Origin of the sequence: Rahnella contaminans (assembly GCF_011065485.1) — a bacterium.
In the GTDB taxonomy this organism is placed as follows: Bacteria; Pseudomonadota; Gammaproteobacteria; order Enterobacterales; family Enterobacteriaceae; genus Rahnella; species Rahnella contaminans.
This window is the reverse complement of sequence record NZ_JAADJS010000001.1, coordinates 189510-209244: the sequence shown is the minus strand read 5'-3', so window position 1 is coordinate 209244 and position 19735 is coordinate 189510. Positions and strand designations below refer to the sequence as shown.

17 protein-coding genes are annotated in these 19735 nt (G+C 55.1%); 8 read left to right on the top strand and 9 right to left on the bottom strand.

All coding sequences use genetic code 11. The features are described 5' to 3' along the window. Nucleotides 1-23: 23 nt before the first annotated feature. Nucleotides 24-914 (top strand): LysR substrate-binding domain-containing protein, encoded by an 891-nt coding sequence (locus tag GW579_RS00980; RefSeq protein ID WP_165057007.1) that lies wholly within the window; start codon nucleotides 24-26, stop codon nucleotides 912-914. Nucleotides 915-970: 56 nt separating this feature from the next. Here GW579_RS00980 and GW579_RS00975 read toward each other — a convergent pair whose 3' ends face one another. Next, nucleotides 971-1246 carry a CBU_0592 family membrane protein gene (locus GW579_RS00975; protein WP_152325824.1) on the bottom strand — a complete coding sequence of 92 codons (276 nt, stop codon included), beginning with the start codon at nucleotides 1244-1246 and terminating at the stop codon, nucleotides 971-973. A gap of 218 nt (nucleotides 1247-1464) precedes the next feature. Between GW579_RS00975 and GW579_RS00970 the strand changes: the two genes are divergently transcribed. Genes GW579_RS00970 through GW579_RS00950 form a run of 5 tightly spaced genes read left to right on the top strand, consistent with a single transcriptional unit; the run spans nucleotide 1465 to nucleotide 8499 of the window. Continuing rightward, a complete protein-coding gene (locus GW579_RS00970; protein ID WP_165057005.1) occupies nucleotides 1465-3048 on the top strand; it encodes an ABC transporter substrate-binding protein in 1584 nt (527 codons plus the stop codon). Continuing rightward, nucleotides 3048-3995: an ABC transporter permease gene (locus GW579_RS00965; RefSeq protein WP_152326341.1), complete on the top strand. Its 948-nt coding sequence runs from the start codon at nucleotides 3048-3050 to the stop codon at nucleotides 3993-3995. Before GW579_RS00970 ends, GW579_RS00965 begins: the two co-directional genes overlap by 1 nt. Before the next feature lie 12 nt (nucleotides 3996-4007). Continuing rightward, nucleotides 4008-4835, top strand: coding sequence for an ABC transporter permease (locus GW579_RS00960; protein WP_165057003.1), 828 nt, complete (start codon nucleotides 4008-4010; stop codon nucleotides 4833-4835). After that, a complete protein-coding gene (locus tag GW579_RS00955) occupies nucleotides 4832-6475 on the top strand; it encodes an ABC transporter ATP-binding protein (RefSeq protein ID WP_152325821.1) in 1644 nt (547 codons plus the stop codon). Before GW579_RS00960 ends, GW579_RS00955 begins: the two co-directional genes overlap by 4 nt. Then, the gene (locus tag GW579_RS00950; RefSeq protein WP_165057001.1) at nucleotides 6472-8499 is read left to right on the top strand and encodes a CocE/NonD family hydrolase; all 2028 of its coding nucleotides are present in this window, start codon (nucleotides 6472-6474) and stop codon (nucleotides 8497-8499) included. Before GW579_RS00955 ends, GW579_RS00950 begins: the two co-directional genes overlap by 4 nt. Nucleotides 8500-8768: 269 nt before the next feature. On the opposite strand, the gene GW579_RS00945 is transcribed toward GW579_RS00950, so the two are convergent. Beyond that, nucleotides 8769-9221, bottom strand: a complete 453-nt coding sequence (locus GW579_RS00945) for a winged helix-turn-helix transcriptional regulator (RefSeq protein WP_165056999.1) — start codon at nucleotides 9219-9221, stop codon at nucleotides 8769-8771. Between the two features lie 112 nt (nucleotides 9222-9333). Between GW579_RS00945 and GW579_RS00940 the strand changes: the two genes are divergently transcribed. Continuing rightward, nucleotides 9334-10128, top strand: coding sequence for an SDR family NAD(P)-dependent oxidoreductase (locus GW579_RS00940; RefSeq protein ID WP_152325818.1), 795 nt, complete (start codon nucleotides 9334-9336; stop codon nucleotides 10126-10128). Between the two features lie 92 nt (nucleotides 10129-10220). After that, nucleotides 10221-10910 carry a fumarylacetoacetate hydrolase family protein gene (locus GW579_RS00935; RefSeq protein WP_165056997.1) on the top strand — a complete coding sequence of 230 codons (690 nt, stop codon included), beginning with the start codon at nucleotides 10221-10223 and terminating at the stop codon, nucleotides 10908-10910. A 28-nt stretch (nucleotides 10911-10938) separates the two neighbouring features. Here GW579_RS00935 and GW579_RS00930 read toward each other — a convergent pair whose 3' ends face one another. From GW579_RS00930 to bglF, 7 genes are all read right to left on the bottom strand, one after another. Next, on the bottom strand, nucleotides 10939-11745 hold the full coding sequence (locus tag GW579_RS00930; RefSeq protein ID WP_152325816.1) for a hypothetical protein: 807 nt from the start codon (nucleotides 11743-11745) through the stop codon (nucleotides 10939-10941). After that, nucleotides 11745-11942, bottom strand: coding sequence for a hypothetical protein (locus GW579_RS00925; RefSeq protein WP_152325815.1), 198 nt, complete (start codon nucleotides 11940-11942; stop codon nucleotides 11745-11747). Before GW579_RS00925 ends, GW579_RS00930 begins: the two co-directional genes overlap by 1 nt. Nucleotides 11943-12091: 149 nt before the next feature. Further along, entirely contained in the window at nucleotides 12092-13573 is a 1482-nt protein-coding gene (gene ansP, locus GW579_RS00920) for an L-asparagine permease (RefSeq protein ID WP_152325814.1), read from the bottom strand. Nucleotides 13574-13805: 232 nt separating this feature from the next. Continuing rightward, on the bottom strand, nucleotides 13806-14654 hold the full coding sequence (gene bglG / locus GW579_RS00915) for a transcriptional antiterminator BglG (protein ID WP_152325813.1): 849 nt from the start codon (nucleotides 14652-14654) through the stop codon (nucleotides 13806-13808). A 166-nt stretch (nucleotides 14655-14820) separates the two neighbouring features. Next, a complete protein-coding gene (locus GW579_RS00910) occupies nucleotides 14821-16191 on the bottom strand; it encodes a carbohydrate porin (RefSeq protein WP_165058659.1) in 1371 nt (456 codons plus the stop codon). A 211-nt stretch (nucleotides 16192-16402) separates the two neighbouring features. After that, nucleotides 16403-17800, bottom strand: a complete 1398-nt coding sequence (locus tag GW579_RS00905; protein WP_165056995.1) for a glycoside hydrolase family 1 protein — start codon at nucleotides 17798-17800, stop codon at nucleotides 16403-16405. 22 nt (nucleotides 17801-17822) lie between these two features. Continuing rightward, a complete protein-coding gene (gene bglF / locus GW579_RS00900; RefSeq protein WP_165056993.1) occupies nucleotides 17823-19700 on the bottom strand; it encodes a PTS beta-glucoside transporter subunit IIABC in 1878 nt (625 codons plus the stop codon). Nucleotides 19701-19735 lie beyond the last annotated feature (35 nt).

The following is a 19735-nucleotide window of genomic DNA, read 5'->3' as shown; positions in this document are numbered from 1 at the left end:
CGCATCCCGGAGAACTCATCACTGTGCAGATAGAACCGTTACCGCCGCTCAACACCCTGGTGGCCTTCGAATGTGTGGCGCGTTATTGCAGTTTTTCCCGGGCAGCCGACGAGCTGAACCTCACGCAAAGCGCCATCAGCCGCCAGATTATTCAGCTTGAGGAAATGCTCGGCTGCAAACTTTTCCAGCGGGCGCAGCGCAAAACCGCGCTCACACCGCGCGGTGAAACTTACGCGCATCAGGTCCGGAAACTGCTCGGCGATATCTCGCTTTCGACGGCCGAAGTCATGGGCTGGAACGGTTTACCGCAGGTGACGCTGGCTTGTACCAGCGCCATGAGCGGCCTGTGGCTGTCATCGCGCCTGTCTTCTTTACGCCAGCTGATGCCGGATCTGCAAATCCAGATGAAAATTTCCGACAGCTTTTCTGAACTGAAGTCATCAGAATTTGATCTGGCTATTTTCTATCTGCGCGAACCGCCGCCCGGCTATCACGTGCAGGCACTGTTTGATGAAGTCTGTTATCCGATGTGCTCGCCGGAATTGTTCAACCGTTTGCCTGCCCGTGCCAGCGCGGCGGATTTGCTGGAACAAACACTGCTGATTCAGGACGATCCGCAACGGGAATGGACCGGCTGGCGCGACTGGTTCGCCTCACAGGATGTCACTTTCGTCACCCCGCGCCGGACATGGCGCGCCAACAACTACCCGTTTCTGGTGCAGTCAGCGGTGCTGGGCGATGGCGTTCTTCTGGGCTGGGAAGGTCTGGTACAGGATTACATCAACAGCGGACAACTGGTCGCCGCGCATCCGGGTAAACTGGCTGCTGCCGGAAAATGCTACATGCTGACGCCACAAGACCGGTTCCTGAAACCGGTGGTGCATAAAGTAATTAACTGGCTGAAACAGCCTTAAAAAACTCCTCCCCCTTCGCACGGGGAGGAGAAAATAATAATAATCTTATATGTTATTTATATATCAGCGGGCGGGATTTTATTTTTCTCCAGAACTCTGCGTTTTCTTGCAGAATTCATCCCGATTAATGTAAACAACAGCCAGCATGACTGTGAAATACAGGATGCAAGATTAAAATCATGGCTTAACGAATACAGGCCAAACACACCGCCGATTATATTAAGATAGGCGTAACTGTTAGCATCAACCGCTAGCCTGCGCATCTGAACCAGCGCATAGGCAAGAAGGTAGCAAAATACCCCAATTAAACCGACAACCGTATGCATCTCCACCGGCCACTTCCCTTTCCTGTCATTGATAGCTCAGAAAAATAAAGCTTTTCAGGGTGTTCTGCCGCGCATTTTTCGCATACCCTCATGATAAATTCTCATGCAAGTTCAACAGGGGGTTTTGATATAAATCATCAGGGCAATCCATTGCGCCAATTAGATACACCCGGGGTATTTCGCCTGCACCTATAAAATTCCAGCACGTACTATGGAGAAAATTAATGAAAGATAATAATTCCCCTTTGACGAAATTAATGCAGGATGCACAACTTAGCCGTCGCGGCTTTATTACCAGCGCTTCCGCTGTGGGTATTACCAGTGCCTTAGGTTTTTCACCCTTCTCTGCTTTCGCTGCTGAACCCAAAAAAGGCGGCGTATTAAAACTGGGTATGTCAGGCGGAAATACCAGTGATACGCTCGACCCGACGTTATTCAGCGACTGGGTGCCGCTCAACCAGGCATATATGCTGATGAATGGCCTGATTGAAATTGATGAAAATAACAAAGCCACGCCTGAACTGTTCTCTGCGTGGGAAGCCAAACCGGGCGCAGCCGAATGGGTGTTTACCGTCCGTGATGGCGTCACCTTCCACAACGGCAAAAAGCTGGACGCCGACGATATTCTTTACTCCATCAACCTGCACCGCGGCGACAAATCCAAAAGCGCCATCAAAACACAGCTGGCACCGATTACCGGCCTGACCAAACAGGGCGACAACCAGATTCTGATTACTCTCGACAGCGGCAACGCCGACCTGCCGTACCTGCTGGCAGATTACCATCTGGTGGTCGTGCCCGCGGGCTTCACCGACTGGTCGCACCCGATTGGCACCGGCGGTTTTATCTTTGATCAGTACGAACCGGGCGTACGCTCGCTGTTCAAACGTAACCCGAATTACTGGAAGCCGGATCGCGCCTTTGTTGACGCCGTGGAAGTGCTGGTGATCAACGACCCGACCGCGCGCACCAACGCCCTGATTTCCGGTCAGGTTCACGCGATCAACCGCGTCGATTTCAAAACCGTCGATTTCCTCAAACGCAGCCCGGCCCTGAACATTATCCGTTCCTCCGGCGGCCAGCACTTTACATTCCTGATGGATTGCAGCGTCGCGCCGTATAACAACAACGATGTGCGCATGGCGATTAAACACGGCATCGACCGCCAGAAAATTCTTGATACCGTACTGCGCGGCTACGGCTCGCTGGGCAACGATCACCCGATCCCGAAAACCGACCGTTTCTTCAACCACAGTCTCGAGCAGCGTGTATACGATCCGGACAAATCAAAGTTCTACCTGAAAAAAGCCGGATTAACCGACCTGAAAGTCGAGCTGTCTTCGTCTGACGCCGCCTTTGCCGGGGCGCTCGACGCCGCCGCATTGTTCCAGGGTCAGGCACAGAAAGGCGGCATTCAGGTCAACATCAAGCGCCAGCCTGCCGACAGCTACTGGGACGATGTGTGGATGAAGGCCCCGTTCAGCATGGGTTACTGGGGCGGACGCCCGACGGCTGACCAGATGTTTTCAACCGCGTACCAGTCCACCGCCAAATGGAACGACACGCACTGGAAAGATGAGAAGTTTGACGCCCAGCTGCTTCAGGCGCGTTCACTGCTCGATGAAGCCAAACGCGCAGAAATTTATGGCGAGCTGCAAAGCATCGTGCGCGACAACGGCGGTGCGATGATCCCGCTGTTTGGTGATTATCTCGATGCCGCCAGCAAAAAAGTCGGCGGGATCAAACCGCATCCGATGTTCAACTTCATGGGTGGTCGTCTGGCCGAGCGCGTCTGGCTGGAGGCATGATGAAAAAACGGATTTTACAGCGGGTCCTGTTGGGCATTATCACGCTGTGGCTGGTCTCTGTGCTGATTTTTATTGGCACAGAAATGCTGCCCGGCGACGTCGCTACCGCGATTTTAGGGCAAAGCGCGACGCCGGAAACCGTGGCGGCTCTGCGGCTGCAACTGGGTCTGGATGAACCGTCGGTGCTGCGCTATCTGCACTGGCTGGCAGGGATTCTGCACGGCGATTTAGGTCATTCACTGGCGAACGGTCGCGCCATCAGCGACGAACTTTTGCCGCGTCTGGCGAACACGCTGTTTCTGGCCGGATACGCCGCCGTGATCGCCATTCCGCTGGCGGTCGGTCTGGGTATCGCTTCCGCCATCTGGCGCGGTTCCGTGTTTGACCGGCTGGCAAATACCCTCACGCTCATCAGCATTTCCGTGCCGGAGTTTTTCGTCGGCTACATTCTGGTGATCGCCTTTGCTATCCGCCTGACGTGGTTCCCGAGTCTGGCGATGGTTGACAGTTCATCTTCGTTCGCCGACCGGCTTTACGTCTGCACCCTGCCGATGCTCACGCTGACGCTGGTCGTGCTGGCGCATATGTTGCGCATGACGCGTGCATCGGTGACGGCGGTGATGTCCAGCCCGTACATCGAAAGCGCGGTGCTCAAAGGCATTCCGCGATGGCGTATTGTGGTTTCGCACGCCCTGCCCAACGCTCTCGCGCCCATCATCAACGTCGTGGCGTTCAATCTGGCGTATCTGGTGGTTGGCGTCATTCTGGTGGAAGTAGTGTTCGTCTATCCGGGCATTGGCCAGTACATGGTGGACGCCGTCACCAAGCGAGACCTGCCGGTCGTTCAGGCCTGCGGTCTGCTGTTTGGCGGCACCTACATTTTTCTTAATACCACCGCCGATTTACTGGCGATCTGGTGTAATCCACGCCTGCGCCATGCGCGCTAAAAGAGGGACAGCATGAACCGGTATTTCATTAACATCCCGCTGTCGGCCTGGATTGGCATTGTGATTATTGCGGTGAATCTCTTCGCCGCCATTTTCGCGCCGTGGCTTGCGCCACACAGCGAAACCGAACAGGTTGGCGATATCTGGCTGCTGCCGTCTGCCGCCACGCCGTTTGGCACCGACAGCCTCGGGCGCGACATGCTTTCGCGCATTTTATTTGGCGCGCGCACGACAATTGCCATCGCCCTGACCATCACCTTCAGCTCATTTATCATCGGCATCGTCACCGGTTTCACCGCCGCGATTTACGGCAAATGGGTGGATACCGTGCTTTCGCGCATCGTCGATACCGTGATGTCGATTCCGGTGCTGATTTTCGCGCTGATCGTATTATCCGTAATGGGCACCTCGATTCCGGTTCTGGTGCTGACCATCGCCCTGCTCGACGCCACCCGCGTGTTCCGTCTGGCACGCCTGGTCGCCCAGGCGATTGTCTGTCAGGAATATGTCGAAGCGGCGCGTCTGCGCGGTGAAGGGTTGCGCTGGGTGCTGTTTAAAGAAATTCTGCCTAACGCCCTGCCGCCGCTGCTGGCAGAGTTTGGTATGCGCTTTTGCTTTACCTTCCTGTTTATTGCGGGTCTGAGCTTCTTAGGATTAGGCATTCAGCCGCCGTATGCTGACTGGGGAAGCATGGTGCGTGACAACGCGCAGGCGATTAACTTTGGTCAGTTTGCGCCGCTCTATCCGGCGGCGGCGATTGCGCTGCTGACGATTGGCGTCAATCTGGTGGTTGACTGGCTGCTGGCCCGTAACAGCCTGCCGCAGGGAGATGAAGCATGACACGCACGATTTTAGAAATGCGCGGCCTGCGCATTGAAACCCTCGACGGTTCGCCGCTGGTGCAGGATATTTCGCTGAAACTGGCGGCGGGCGAAGTGCTCGGCCTGATTGGTGAATCCGGCGCAGGCAAATCCACCATCGGGCTGGCGGCGCTGGGCTATGCGCGTCAGGGCTGCCGGATTGCGGGCGGCGAGGTGATCCTCGACGGCACCAACATCGTTTCACAGCCTTCGCGCGTTAAACGCGAGTGGCGCGGCAAACGCGTGGCCTATGTCGCGCAAAGCGCCGCCGCCTCGTTTAACCCGGCGCTGACCATCGAAAAACAGGTATGCGAAGGCCCGATCCGCCACGGTCTGATGAACAAAGAAGAAAGCCGCCAGTGGGCGATTTCGCTGTTCCGCTCACTGGATTTGCCGGATCCGGAAAACATCGGCAAGCGTTATCCGCATCAGCTTTCCGGCGGACAGCTTCAGCGCGCAATGGCCGCGATGGCGATGTCCTGTAAACCGGATTTGCTGATCATGGATGAACCGACCACGGCGCTGGACGTCACCACGCAAATTGAAGTGCTGGTGATGCTGCGCAAACTGGTGCGTGAGTTCAACACCGCCGCGCTGTATATCACGCACGATCTGGCCGTTGTCGCGCAGCTCGCCGACCGCATTATGGTGCTGCGTCACGGCAAGGAAGTGGAAACCGGCAGCACGCAAACCATTCTGGAAAACCCGCAGCAGGATTACACCCGCAGGCTGGTCGCGGAGCGTGAACACGCGCTGGCGCCACTGACCGGCGGCCATGAATCGTCCGGCCAGCCGCTGCTGACCATGAAGAAACTCAGCACCGGTTATAACGGCAAACGCGTGGTGCATGATGTCAGTCTGCAACTCCCTCGCGGCAAAACGCTGGCGATTATCGGTGAATCCGGCAGCGGAAAAAGTACGCTGGCGCGGGCGCTGGTGGGTCTGCTACCGGACACCGAAGGCTCGGTGGACTTCGACGGCACGGCGCTTTCGCATAATTACCAGAAGCGCAACAAAGAAACCCTGCGCCGGATGCAGATGATTTATCAGCTTCCCGACGTGGCGCTCAACCCACGCCAGACACTGCTGGATATCATTGGCCGCCCGCTAAGTTTCTATTTCGGGATGAACAAAAAGCAGGTTCGCGAGCGCGTGGAAGAGTTACTGCGCCTGACCGAGCTGCCGGTAAAGCTGATCGACCGTCGTCCCGGCGAGCTTTCCGGCGGGCAGAAACAGCGCGTCTGTATAGCCCGTGCGCTGGCTGCGCAGCCGGAACTGATTATCTGTGACGAAGCCACCTCCGCGCTCGATCCGCTGGTCGCTGAGGAAGTGCTGAATCTGCTGCGCCGCTTACAGGAACAGCTCGGGCTGTCTTACCTGTTTATCACCCACGATCTGGGCACCGTGAAACGTATCGCCCATCAGGTCGCGGTGATGTATCAGGGCCAGGTGGTCGCCAGTGGCGATACCGGCGTGGTATTCAGCGCGCCTATGCACAGCTACACCGAAAAACTGCTGACGTCCGTACCGGAAATGCGCACCCGCTGGCTGGACGACGTTCTCGCCCTGCGCAACGTTCCGCTTCCGGCTACAGCCATTCCTTCGACAGGAGTCTTATGAATACCAAACGCATCGTGACCGAATTCCCCCACGCCGTCACCGTGACTGAACATTTGTGGATACCGCTGAGCGACGGCACACGCCTCGCCGCGCGATTATGGCTACCGGATGATGCGGTAAACCAGCCGGTTCCGGCGATCCTCGAATACATTCCTTACCGCAAGCGCGACGGTACCCGCACCCGCGATGAACCGATGCACGGATTCTTTGCCGGCAACGGTTACGCGGTAGTGCGTGTGGACATGCGCGGCAGCGGCGAATCCGACGGATTGCTGGCCGACGAATACCTGTTGCAGGAACAGGACGACGCGCTCGAAGTCATCGAATGGATCACGCAGCAAAACTGGTGCAGCGGCAACGTCGGCATGATGGGCAAATCCTGGGGCGGATTTAACGGATTGCAGGTCGCCGCCCGTCGTCCTGCGGCGCTGAAAGCCATCATCACCGTATGCTCAACCGACGACCGCTACCGCGATGACATCCACTACAAAGGCGGCTGCCTGCTTAACGATAACCTCTGGTGGGGCGGCATTATGCTGGCGTACCAGAGCCGTCCGTCCGATCCGGCGCTGGTCGGTGAAAGCTGGTACAAAGACTGGCTGAACCGTCTGGAAAACATGCCCTTCTTCCCGGCGTTGTGGATGGAGCATCCGCTGCGCGACGAATACTGGCAGCACGGCTCAGTGTGCGAAGACTGGTCAGCCATTGAATGTCCGGTGCTGGCGATTGGCGGCTGGGCGGATGCCTACAGCAATGCCGTTTTCCGCCTGATGGACAATTTACAGGTTCCGCGCCGCGCCATTCTCGGCCCGTGGGCGCATATTTATCCGCAGGACGGCACGCCGGAACCGGCGATCGGTTTCCTGCAGGAAGCGGTTCGCTGGTGGGATCACTGGCTGAAGGGCGAACAAAACGGCGCGATGGAAGGCCCGATGATTCAGACATGGTTGCAGGACAGCCAGCCGCCTTCGGCGATGCGTCCGGTCAGCAAAGGCGAATGGGTGGGATTTGATCGCGGCACCGCCAGCAATATTAATTACATGCCCCGCTGGCTTTCGCGCGGCCAGCTGAATACTCAGCCGGATGCCGGCGCGGGCGTCATCAATATCTGTTCGCCTCAGAATCACGGGCTGATGGCCGGGGAATGGATGGGCGCTGGCGTGCCCGGTGAAATGCCGCCGGATCAGCGCGTTGACGACGGCATGGCGGAAATCTTTGACGGCGAACCGCTGGCCGAACCGCTGTCCATCTTCGGCTTTCCGGAATTCACGGTGGAGCTGAGCAGTGATAAACCGGCGGCGATGCTTTACGTGCGCCTTTCCGACGTTTCACCGGAAGGTGCGGTAAACCGCGTCACACACGGCTGGCTGAATCTGGCGCATCTGCACGGCCACGATAAATCTGTACCGCTCGTACCGGGGCAAAAAGTCAAAGTACCGGTACAGCTGGATGGCATCGCTCACCGCTTTGCTGCCGGACATCGCCTGCGGCTCTCGCTGGCAACCACTTTCTGGCCGATGATCTGGCCGATGGCAGAAGCCGCGACGCTGACGGTAGATTTGCACAGCGCGCAGCTCAGTCTGCCGGTTTGCGAACAGCCGGTACCGGTTGATGGCCCGATCGCCGAACCACAAAGCGCCCCGCTTACCCCGCAGACCGTGCTGTCACCGGGACGCGTTGATCGCAACATCACTTATGATTTCCTCACCGACAGCTGGACCAGCGTGACTCACGGCGTGGGTGGCGTATTCGGTGAAGGGGTTTACCGTTTCGATGATATCGATACGACCGTCGATCACGGTCTACGCCGCGAGCTGACGGTCAGTAACAGTGACCCGCTTTCCGCGCGCTATCTGCTGACGCAAACCATGAAAATGGGGCGAGAAGGCTGGTGGATGGAGGCGGAAATTACGCTCGAGCTGCGTAGTGATCTGACCCACTTTATCGTCAGCGGCGACATGGTGGTGAGTCTGAACGGCGAAGAAGAATTCACGAAATACTGGCACGAGAGGATTGCGCGGTAACGATTAGGGTTGGTAATTCCAGGTCAAGGTCAAAACCGTGGGTTGCCACCCACACCGGCCTTAAGGAGCGCCTTTCGCCGCGCCCCTTAAGAATCCCGGGCTCTTAAAATGCGCGCTACCGCTGGGACGATGGACATGTTCCGTTGCTGCGGCATGTGGCGCGAAATCTTGCCGCTGCGCGGTTCCTTCCCCGATGGTTCGAGCCACAGGTCTCGAATCATCGGTCAGCAAAATTTCTGAGCGCGCCAGTAAGATTTCTCAAAATCCGATCAGTGCGAGATTTGGGGGATTATCGCCGTAATGTCCTGACTCTCCAGCACCCGCCCGTCCTGCGCACGTATTTCGATTTTGCGCAGCGGCTGGCGGTTTTTGTTATCAACCAGCAGCGTGCAGGCTTCGCCTTCTTCAAACAGGTATTCACTTCCCCACTGCCCCAGCGCGACCAGCACCGGTTGCAGCGCCAGCCCTTTTTCTGTCAGCACATAATCCTGATACGCCGAGCCATCCGCTGCCGGTTCAACTTTCAAAATACCTTCCGCCACCAGCGCTTTCAGTCTCGTGCTGAGAATGTTTTTAGCCGCGCCCAGGCTGCGCTGGAATTCACTAAAACGCGAAATTCCGCGCATGGCATCACGGACAATCAGCAGCGTCCACCAGTCACCAATTAAATCCAGCGCACGGCCTGCCGGACATGGCGTATTTTCCAGACGGGTTCGTTTCATGGCACTTCCTGCTCAATGCGGTTTAAATAATCTGGTTGCATTATAAAACCACTGGTGCTAAAAATCATCTGGTTTCATAATTAAACCACTTATTCAAACCCGAGGTTCTACTATGTCAGATTCTATTCGCTCCAAATCTGTTGCTTTGATCACAGGGGCATCCACCGGTATTGGCGCAACCTATGCCGATCGCCTGGCAAAGCGTGGTTATGATTTAATTCTGGTTGCCCGTGACGTTGAACGTCTTAATGCGCTGTCCGATCGCCTGCAACAAGAGTCGGGTGTAAATATCACCGTGCTGCCTGCTGACCTGACCCGCAGCGAAGATCTCGCCCGTGTCGAAGACTTCATCCGCGCCACGCCGCAGATTTCCCTGCTGATCAATAACGCCGGGGCTTCACTGAAAGCCGGTTTTGAGAACAGTGACGCCGGGGCTATCGAGAATCTGATCACCCTGAATGTCACCTCAGTGGCACGTCTTTCCCGTGTCGCTTTCGACGGTCTGATTAAACATAAAGACGGCGCCATTATTAATATCGCTTCTGTGATGGCGCTGACGCCGGAGCTGCAATCGGCGGTGTATTCCGCGACTAAGGCTTTTGTGCTGACTTTCAGCCAGACGCTGCAATTTGAAATGGCAGAACGCGGCCTGTACGTTCAGGCCGTGTTACCGGCCGCAACGCGTACCGAAATCTGGGCGCGTTCGGGCAAAAATATCGATGAAGTACCGGGAGTCATGGAAGTCGGTGAACTGGTAGATGCCGCGCTGCTGGGCTTTGACCGCAAAGAAAAAGTCACCATTCCGCCGTTGCAGGACGAAAAACAGTGGGACGATTTTGACGCCCTGCGTTCGGCGATGGTGCCGAACTTCCTGCAATCTCACGCCGCGCCGCGTTACAAAGCCTGACAGTGAGACATTGACCAGTAACATAAATTTACTGGTCAATGTTGATTTGCTTTGCAAATATGTTAATTCGCCAACTTTGTGAAGTGAATACGATGACTGAATATGTAATTGCTACACCTGAAGTTTCCTCTCTTGCCGTCGAAGGCCAGAGCGCCCGTTTTCCGATACGCCGTGTGTACTGCGTCGGACGTAACTATTCCGAGCACGCCCGCGAAATGGGGCATGATCCGGATCGTGAACCGCCATTTTTCTTTGGTAAGCCGGCTGATGCGGTTATTCCTGCCAGCGGTAACGTGCCGTATCCGACACTGACCGAAGATCTGCATTACGAAGTGGAACTGGTGGTAGCGATCGCCGAGGGCGGTAAAAACATCGCCGCCGGAGACGCGCTTTCGCATGTCTGGGGTTATACCGTCGGCGTGGATTTAACCCGTCGCGACATCCAGGCGCAGGCCAAAAAGCAGGGGCGTCCGTGGGATTTCGCCAAAGGCTTTGATGATTCCGCACCCGCGAATCCGCTGCTGCCGGTCAGTCAGACCGGTCATCCTGCCGCCGGTAAAATCTGGCTGGATGTGAACGGCGAAAAACGTCAGCGCGGCGATTTAAGTGATCAGATCTGGCAGGTGGCGGATGTGATCAGTTATCTGTCACAGGCCGTTGAGCTTAAGCCCGGTGACCTGATTTACACCGGTACGCCTGCGGGCGTCGGCCCGGTTGTGCGCGGTGATGTGATCACCGGCGGGATCGAAGGGCTGAGCGAATTCAGCTTTACTATCGTTTAAGCGTCTATCCCTGCTGCGACGCCTGATTTTAGGCGTCCTTTTCTCCCGCCTTTCTTTCAGCCTCTTCCGTAACGAGCGGGATCAGCTTCTCAAATGCACAAGCGCTGGACGGATCAAACAGTGACAGCGTTTCTATCTGGCTGAGCAAAATCACCTTTCTGAAATTCAGTGCATTCACCGGCTGGGAAACAGGCGTCACGCCGTGTTCCTGATAATACCGGGCATAGTTGTGCTCAACGCGCAGCTCCAGTGTGTCTTTGTCGCGGTAGCCGCTGACCATCGGGATCACCACGACGTTATCTGATGATGAGGTTTCACAGCGCGCCGTGTGCACCATCCCGATATACACACGCCGTGACTGGAGCGTGATAAACACCATATCGCCCTGCTCCATGCACTGGTACAAAAGGCCTTCGACGCCGTTGGCCCGGGTGAGCTGTTTGTACAGTTGCTTGCGTCCGGCGGTATTGAGCCGCAAGCCCGGCGACCAGGTGGTGCGCACCAGGCAAAGCATCACCGAAATGCCGAGCATGATGACAACCGGCGCCTGAATCCCTAAGAAACTCCAGTTGATAAAATCGCGGTGGTAATGAACGTTTTGATGCGCATAAACCGTGGCCGGAATGGCGTTCACGATTTCTGAAATGCCCCACAGCGCCATATACCCCAGCGCAATCATCAGCACGCCTTGCAGGACAAAAATGCAGCCGTAGAGCGCCACCAGAAAATAGACATCCCAGCCAAATGTCCGTTTGAGTTTGAAACGTGATGAGATGTCGCGGGTGGTGTACCAGTAACCGCAGACCATTAACACCATGAAAACCGCCGTCGCCATTACAGCACACCCATGCGTTTGACGTGCCGGGCGAAATCTTCCTGCATGTCCTGATTCGCCGGATTGACCGAGGCAGTACCGTTTTCATCAATCAAAATACGCTCCCCCTCCTCCAGCGTATTCTCAATATCCTTCGCACTGAACAGCCCCAGAAATTGCTCGGGGCTGGAAAAAATTTGAAGCAGATTCTTTAGCATAGGTTTCTCTCACAGCAAAAGAACAAGCCTAGTCAACGAAGGGCAATGCGGTGAAAAATCAGGAGAGTTTAGGAATGTTTACTTTCTGAAGGCAAAAAAAAGGCCGCCCCGCAGGACGACCTTCTTTCACGGCAAACATTCTGCCCGGTTTACTTCGTTTCCACGCTTTCGTGATGCGCTTCTTCGTGCGCTGCCTGTTCGGCATGCACTTCCGCCGCGCGCTTACGCAAGCCAATCCAGCCCAGAACCAGCAGAATGATCAGCACCGGAATAGTGGAAACCGTGAAGGTTCCGTTCGGGTAATCAAACGCCATCAGAATCAGTACGCCCGCCAGGAAGGCCAGCGTCAGCCATGAAGTAAACGGCGCCCACGGCATTTTGAAGGAGACGTCTTTCGCCCGACCTTCTTTGATGGCGGTACGCAGTTTCATCTGACACACGATGATGAATGCCCATGAGCTGAGGATGCCCAGTGACGCAACGTTCAGGACAATCTCAAAGACCTGCGAAGGCACGTAATAGTTGAGGATGACGCCTATTACGTAAATACCGACGGTCACCAGAATGCCCGCGTAAGGCACCTGCTGCGCGCTCATCTTCGACATGAATTTCGGCGCAGAGCCGCCCATCGACAGCGAACGCAGAATACGACCGGTGGAATACAGGCCGGAGTTCAGGCTCGACAGCGCGGCGGTCAGCACCACGATATTCATGATTGTCCCGATGTACGGCACGCCGAGCTTGCTGAAGAAGGTCACAAACGGACTCTGGCCCGCCTGATACGCATTCCACGGCAGCAGCAGAACCAGCAGCACGACGGAGCCGACGTAGAACAAAGCAATACGCCAGATCACGCTGTTGATGGCTTTCGGCAGCACTTTTTCAGGATTTTTCGTTTCGCCCGCTGCGGTACCGACCAGTTCGATCGCCGCAAAGGCGAAGACCACGCCCTGCACTAAAACCAGCGCCGGTAACAGGCCGTGCGGGAAGATACCGCCGTTGTCGGTGATAAGGTGCAGACCGGTGGTATTGCCGTCGAGCTGTTTGCCTGTGCCAAGGAACACCACGCCGACCACCAGGAAGATTGCGATAGCCGCGACTTTGATCAGCGCAAACCAGAATTCCATTTCAGCGAACCACTTCACGCCGATCATATTCATGGTCGCCACAATCGCCAGCGCACCGAGGGCAAACATCCACTGCGGGACATCACCGAAGGTTCCCCAGTAGTGCATGTACAGAGCCACTGCGGTGATATCGACAATGCCGGTCATCGCCCAGTTCAGGAAGTACATCCAGCCCGCCACATAGGAGGCCTTTTCGCCCAGAAACTCACGGGCATAAGAGACGAAACTGCCGCTGGTCGGACGGTGTAAAACCAGTTCACCCAGCGCACGCAGAATAAAGAACGAGAAAATACCACATACCGCATACACGATAGCCAGCGCCGGGCCTGCCATCTGTAAACGCGCACCCGCACCAAGGAATAAACCGGTACCGATAGAACCCCCAATAGCAATCATCTGAACCTGACGATTGCCCATGCTCTTGTGGTAACCGCTTTCGTGCGAATCCAGCCAGCGCCGTTTGGCGGCGTGTTTTGCCTCTGCCGATTTCTTATGAGACTTCATTATGACTTGTTCTCCAAAATAACCTTCACCTGACGCCGGTGCAGCAAGCAAACGATTGCAAGCCACGACGTTTACGTGGTTAACCCACTGTAGTTTTTTTAGCCGGAACTGTTTTTGATGCAATAACGGCGAAGGATGCTACCTGTTCTCATTAACCGAGGCAAAAAAAACCGTACTTAAAAATTGTGATAAGACATATTTCGCGGCGTGAATTGCGCATGCAACGACAGTTTTATGCATGATCTTGTGGTTTGCTCTCTTTGCGCACCCGCTCAATATTGATCGACAGGTACATGATTTCTTCCGTCGTCAGCCCGCGCTGGTACTGCGCCGTCAGGTATTCCCCGATCTTTTCTGCACACTGCCACGCTTGCGGGTAATTCTCTTTTACCGCCACATGCAGCGTCATATCGTCATCGGCGACCACGGTCCGGTTCAGCATCCGCTGGGCGAAGAATTTCAGGTGGGTAACGAACCGCTGATAACTCAGCGACTCTTCGTCATATTCCAGACGCAGCTGGTATTTCACCAGATTGAGGATTTCCTGCATCACGCGGGTAATGCGCGCCACTTCCGGCATTTCGCCGTTCAGCTGCGCGTTGACCAGATGCAGGGCAATAAAACCGGCTTCATCCACCGGCAACCGCACGCCCAGACGGGCATCAATAATGTCCAGCGCTTCCACGCCCAGCGCATACTCTTTGGGATACAGACGTCGCGTTTCCCACAGCAACGCATTGCTGATGGGCACACCTTTTTTCTGCCGTTCAATGGCAAAGTTGCAGTGATCGGTCAGCGCGATATACAGATTTTCCTGCAACTTTCCCAGCCGGGTTCGTGCCAGCGAAATGATCTGGTCGCAGGTCGTCATCACTTCCATCGGAATATGCGAGAGCAGTTCCGTCAGATGCGCGACCAGTTCGTCGTTTTGTAAGGCGAAGATTTTCTCGATTTTACTGTCATCAAGTTCATCTCCCGTTTTTTTCATAAACGCCAGACCACGGCCCATGACGACCTGTTCCCGCTGCTGATCGTTGACGACAACCACCACGTTATTATTTAAAATTTTGGCGATTTTCATTGTGATTCCCTGAAAAGAAAAACCCGATCGTCAGTGAAGAAGATCAGGTTTTGTCTGCCGCAGCATTGCGTATCTGCCTGATAATTCTAGCAGGTTAGATTAGCCACTCAATGCACATTACTGAAAAAGCGTGATAACGATCCCGGCTCTCCGGCCATGCCCGCACTCAGAAAGTGACAATGGCTTTCAGCCCTGTCACCCAGGCGTCCTGCGTTTCTTTCACGCCACCCGGACGGTACCAGTATTGCAAATCAGGTTGCAGGATAAGCCATGAACGCACTTTGATCTGATAGTACAAATCGGCATTCACCGAATGCCCGGACAGCGGCGTGTACAACGGATTGCCGTAATCATCCACCTGATAAATGGCGTTCAGGTTTTCCTGATTCTGCCGGTAGTGGTCGCTCATTTTAATGTACGTCATACCAAAACCCAGCCAGTCGTCAGGGCGCGCATCGAACAGACCGCGATAACGCATGGACGCCGCCTGCGTGTAATGCATGGCGTTGCTGCGCGGGTCGGCCAGACCGAGACTGTATGACACGCTCATGCCGCGGTTCGGATCATCGCCACGCTGCGTCACCTGCTGGTTGAAACCGGTGTACATAAACCAGGTGCTGCTGTGGGAACGATAACCTTCCGGGTCGCTGGCGCCGACGCTTTGCGTTTTCCCCTCAGAAAGATCCTTCTGCGGCGAGTTGGTGTACAGCAGTCCGAAGTTATAAATGCCCGGCAAACCGTTGACCTTGGTTTTCAGTTCGGCTTCCATCGGCAGCAAAATCCCGCGAGCGCCTTTCAGCGAACCGCTCCAGGCGTATTTTCTATCTGACGCGTCCGGGTTTTGTTCCATGATGCCGGTTTTCAGCGTCAGGCTGTCCGTCAGTTTGTACTGGAATGTGGTGCCCCAGTAATGTTTGTTCCAGTTGTACCAGGTCATCGAGTTAGCAGATTTGCCGCCGCACTGACTGAGCAACTGGAAATCGCACGGGATAATCTGATCGAAATCCTGATTCTTGTTCATCATGCCGATGCGCCAGTGCAGTTTGCGGTCATCAAAACTGCGACTGAAGGTCAGCCAGCCCAGACGCGTAATCGACTGCCCTCCCCAGCTTTCCTGCGCGATATCGTTAAAACCCACACGCGGATCTTGCGTACGTTCGGACGTCAGGTTGTCATCATGGTTACGGTTAACAATGTTCCCTTCAATCGCCGCATCCGGAATGCCGGTGTACATTTCCAGATCCTGCGTAAACGTCAGCGAGAACTGGTCGATGTACGCCAGTTTTTTATCGTGGTTATAACCGCCGCCCGCGTTGTAGGAAGATTCGCTCAGGTAACCGAGCTGATAATGGAAACCGTGGTCTTCAAGAATGGGCCGGATCCCCAGCATGTCGCCGAGCATCCCTTCGCCGGGTGCCTCAAAACCGAGCACGGTTCCGTTCCAGTCGCTGGCGGCCAGTGCCGGTTGGATCCCTGCGCCCGCCAGACAAACGGCCAGCGCGAAATATTTATGATATGAACGAACTGCGGGTCGCATTTTATACCCGGAATCATTATGTGCAGGTAATACAGAAATCTGAGAAAATTTCATCATTACATTCCCTTCGAATTATTGATTATCTTTTTATTGTTATTCGAATTCCTTCCCGCAGGCACAGATTGCCCTGCGGGTGAAATTTCGCATTATTAATTGAGGTTCGGTATGAAGTGGCCTGCTCATTCAGGCCACCGGATTACGGTTTGTTTATTTACGCTTTTAAAGAAGCACCGTGAGTTTTAATCACGTCGGCATACCAGAAGAAGCTTTTCTTGCGGCGGCGTTCCAGCGTGCCATTGCCCTGGTCGTCGCGGTCAACATAGATATAACCGTAGCGTTTGGAGAATTCGGCTTTCGATGCGCTGACCAGGTCGATAGGCCCCCAGCTGGTGTAGCCCATGACTTCCACACCGTCTTCAATGGCTTCGTGCACCTGCACCAGATGGTCATTGATATACTCAATGCGGTAATCATCATTAATGCTGCCGTCCGCTTCGACTTTATCGCGGGCACCCAGACCATTCTCAACAATAAATAACGGCTTCTGGTAGCGGTCATATAATTCATTCATTAAGAACCGCAAACCTTCCGGATCAATCTGCCAGCCCCATTCGGAACTTTTCAGATGCGGATTCGGCACCATATTTAATATATTGGCACGTGCTTTAATATTTTGTTCTGCATCCGTGGTTACACAACCGGTCATGTAATAACTGAAGGAAATAAAGTCGACCGTTTCTTTCAGCGCTATTTTGTCTTCAGCAGTAATGTTAATTTCCATACCGCGATCTTTAAAGAAACGTTTCATATACGCCGGATACGCGCCACGTACCTGAACGTCACCAAAGAATAACCAGTCGCGGTTTTGTTGCAGCGTTTCCATCATATCAGCCGGTTTGCAGGTCAGCGGATAGAGCATTCCGCCCAGCAGCATGTTACCGATTTTGCCGTCAGGAATGATTTCATGACAGGCTTTCACTGCTTTGGCACTCGCCACCAGCTGATGATGAATGGCCTGATAAATCGCCTGTTTGCTGCTGCCTTCCGGCAATCCGACACCGGTAAACGGCGCGTGCAGCGACATGTTGATTTCGTTGAACGTCAGCCAGTATTTCACTTTATCTTTGTAACGCGTGAACACGGTGCGGGCGTAATTCTCGAAGAAACCGATGGTATCCCGGCTGCCCCAGCCGCCGTGTTTTTTCACGATGCCGTACGGCATTTCGTAATGGGAAAGCGTCACCAGCGGCGTGATGCCGTATTTTGCCATTTCATCAAACAGGCGGTCGTAGAACGCCAGACCGGCTTCGTTCGGGTGCAGTTCGTCGCCTTCCGGGAAAATACGTGTCCAGGCAATAGAAGTTCGCAGCACGGTGAATCCCATTTCGGCGAACAGTTTCATGTCTTCCGGATAACGATGGTAAAAATCAATCGCCACATCTTTGATGCCAAAATCGCCTTCCACGCGCTCCTGCACCGGGCCGAAAACGCCCTGCGGTTGCAGGTCAGAGGTGGACAATCCTTTACCGTCGGTCAGGTACGCGCCTTCAACCTGATTAGCTGCGACTGCGCCGCCCCATAAGAATTCCTTCGGGAATTGCTTGCTCATGTGAATCTCCTGGTTCTGACTGTTATCGTAAAAGGGTAAGTAATAAAGCTTGTTCGCCGACGTCCTGACCCGTGCTGGCCGGAATGACGTCGAGATAATCGTCGCTGTTGGTGATAAGCACAGGCGTAGTCATGTCGTAACCGGCATCGGCAATGCCCTGGGTGTCGAACTCCAGCAGCAAATCACCCTGCTTCACGACGGTGTCTGCTGCCACGTGCGGCGTGAAGAATTTGCCATCAAGCTTCACGGTATCGATACCGACGTGGATCAGGATTTCCGCGCCGTCTTCTGATTCAATTCCGATAGCGTGATGGGTTTTGAACAGGGAAACCACGGTGCCGTTGACCGGCGAAACGACACGGCCCGCGGACGGAATAATCGCTACGCCTTTACCCAGCAAACCGCTGGCAAATGTCGGATCTTTCACATCTTCAAGCGCCACGCAGATACCGGCAATCGGGCTGGTCACCAGGGTTTTGCCACGCGGCGCCTGGACGGAAGCCGGCGAGACGCTATCGGCCGTTTCACCCGCTTTCGCTTCTTCATTCATCCCGAAGAAGAACGTTGCCAGAGCGGCAAAAGCGAGGGCAAAAACGGTGCCGGCGATGGCGGCGGTAACCGTCTGGTCAAAACCCGTCGGTGGAATGATCTGCGTGAAAGTGAAGATGTTAGCGAAGCCGAAGGAGTACGCGGTAGTCTGGAAATAACCGAGGATTGCCGCGCCCAGCGCGCCGCCGACGCAGCCGAAAATAAACGGACGGCGGCGTGGCAGGTTAATGCCGTAAACCGCCGGTTCTGTGATACCAAAAATCCCGGCGCTGACCGCTGAACCCGCCAGTGCTTTGGTACGCGCGTCTTTAGCACGCAACATCACGCCGATTACAGCGCCAACCTGCCCCATCACGGCCGGTAATAACAGCGGCAGCATGGTGTCGTGGCCCAGAATGCTGAAGTTGTTGATCATCAGCGGCACCAGCCCCCAGTGCAGACCGAAGATCACACAGACTTGCCACAGGCCACCCATAAAGGCCCCCGCGATGGCCGGGCTGATGTGATAGATAAACTGATAGCCGTTAGCAAGTTGCTGGCTGGCCCAGGTCGCGACCGGCCCGATGAGGAGGAAGGTCAGCGGGACAATTACCATCAGGCAGATAAGCGGCGTAATGAAATTGCGCAGGGAACCCGGCAGTAGTTTCATCAGACGTTTTTCCATCCAGCTGGAGGCCCACGCAGCGAGGATCACCGGAATAACCGATGAGGCGTAGTTGATGAAAACCAGCGGTATGCCAAAGAAATGTTCAGACGGAACACCCGGCTGCTGAGCGTTAAATGCCGCCGTCATCAGCGGATGCACCATCGCGCCGCCAATCATCATCGTTACAAACGGATTGCCGCCGAATTTTTTCCCGGCGGTATAGCCGATCACCAGCGGGAAGAAGTAAAACATGGCGTCGCTGGCGGCGAACCAGACTTTATACGTGCCGCTTTCCGGATTCAGCCAGCCGCAGGCCAGCGCCAGTGACAGAAACCCTTTCAGGATCCCTGACGCGGCCATGATGCCGATAAACGGGGTGAAAATACCGGAAATGACGTCAATGGCGCGGGCGAACAGATTGCCTTTATCCTGCCCCTCTTCTTCATCGCCGCTTTCCGAAAGTGCGCTGCCGCGCACTAAAGCGTCATAGACCGCGCCGACGTGGTTGCCGATCACGACCTGAAACTGGCCACCGCTTTCCACCACCATAATGACGCCGGGGTTCTTTTTTAATCCTTCGGCATCCGCTTTACTGATGTTTTTAAGCTTGAACCGTAAACGGGTGGCGCAATGCACCACGCTGTTCACGTTTTCCTTTCCGCCCACTCCGCGGAGTATTTCGTCGGCTAATGTTTTGTATTCCATGGTGTTATCTCATCAGAGTAATGGCGTCGTGCACG

Bases quoted from the DNA above. Each gene is read 5' to 3' on its own strand.
- GW579_RS00970 (WP_165057005.1), top strand. From the start codon at position 1,465: ATGAAAGATAATAATTCCCCTTTGACGAAATTAATGCAGGATGCACAA.
- GW579_RS00965 (WP_152326341.1), top strand. From the start codon at position 3,048: ATGAAAAAACGGATTTTACAGCGGGTCCTGTTGGGCATTATCACGCTG.
- GW579_RS00960 (WP_165057003.1), top strand. From the start codon at position 4,008: ATGAACCGGTATTTCATTAACATCCCGCTGTCGGCCTGGATTGGCATT.
- GW579_RS00955 (WP_152325821.1), top strand. From the start codon at position 4,832: ATGACACGCACGATTTTAGAAATGCGCGGCCTGCGCATTGAAACCCTC.
- GW579_RS00950 (WP_165057001.1), top strand. From the start codon at position 6,472: ATGAATACCAAACGCATCGTGACCGAATTCCCCCACGCCGTCACCGTG.
- GW579_RS00945 (WP_165056999.1), bottom strand. From the start codon at position 9,221: ATGAAACGAACCCGTCTGGAAAATACGCCATGTCCGGCAGGCCGTGCG.
- GW579_RS00940 (WP_152325818.1), top strand. From the start codon at position 9,334: ATGTCAGATTCTATTCGCTCCAAATCTGTTGCTTTGATCACAGGGGCA.
- GW579_RS00935 (WP_165056997.1), top strand. From the start codon at position 10,221: ATGACTGAATATGTAATTGCTACACCTGAAGTTTCCTCTCTTGCCGTC.
- GW579_RS00930 (WP_152325816.1), bottom strand. From the start codon at position 11,745: ATGGCGACGGCGGTTTTCATGGTGTTAATGGTCTGCGGTTACTGGTAC.
- GW579_RS00925 (WP_152325815.1), bottom strand. From the start codon at position 11,942: ATGCTAAAGAATCTGCTTCAAATTTTTTCCAGCCCCGAGCAATTTCTG.
- ansP (WP_152325814.1), bottom strand. From the start codon at position 13,573: ATGAAGTCTCATAAGAAATCGGCAGAGGCAAAACACGCCGCCAAACGG.
- bglG (WP_152325813.1), bottom strand. From the start codon at position 14,654: ATGAAAATCGCCAAAATTTTAAATAATAACGTGGTGGTTGTCGTCAAC.
- GW579_RS00910 (WP_165058659.1), bottom strand. From the start codon at position 16,191: ATGCGACCCGCAGTTCGTTCATATCATAAATATTTCGCGCTGGCCGTT.
- GW579_RS00905 (WP_165056995.1), bottom strand. From the start codon at position 17,800: ATGAGCAAGCAATTCCCGAAGGAATTCTTATGGGGCGGCGCAGTCGCA.
- bglF (WP_165056993.1), bottom strand. From the start codon at position 19,700: ATGGAATACAAAACATTAGCCGACGAAATACTCCGCGGAGTGGGCGGA.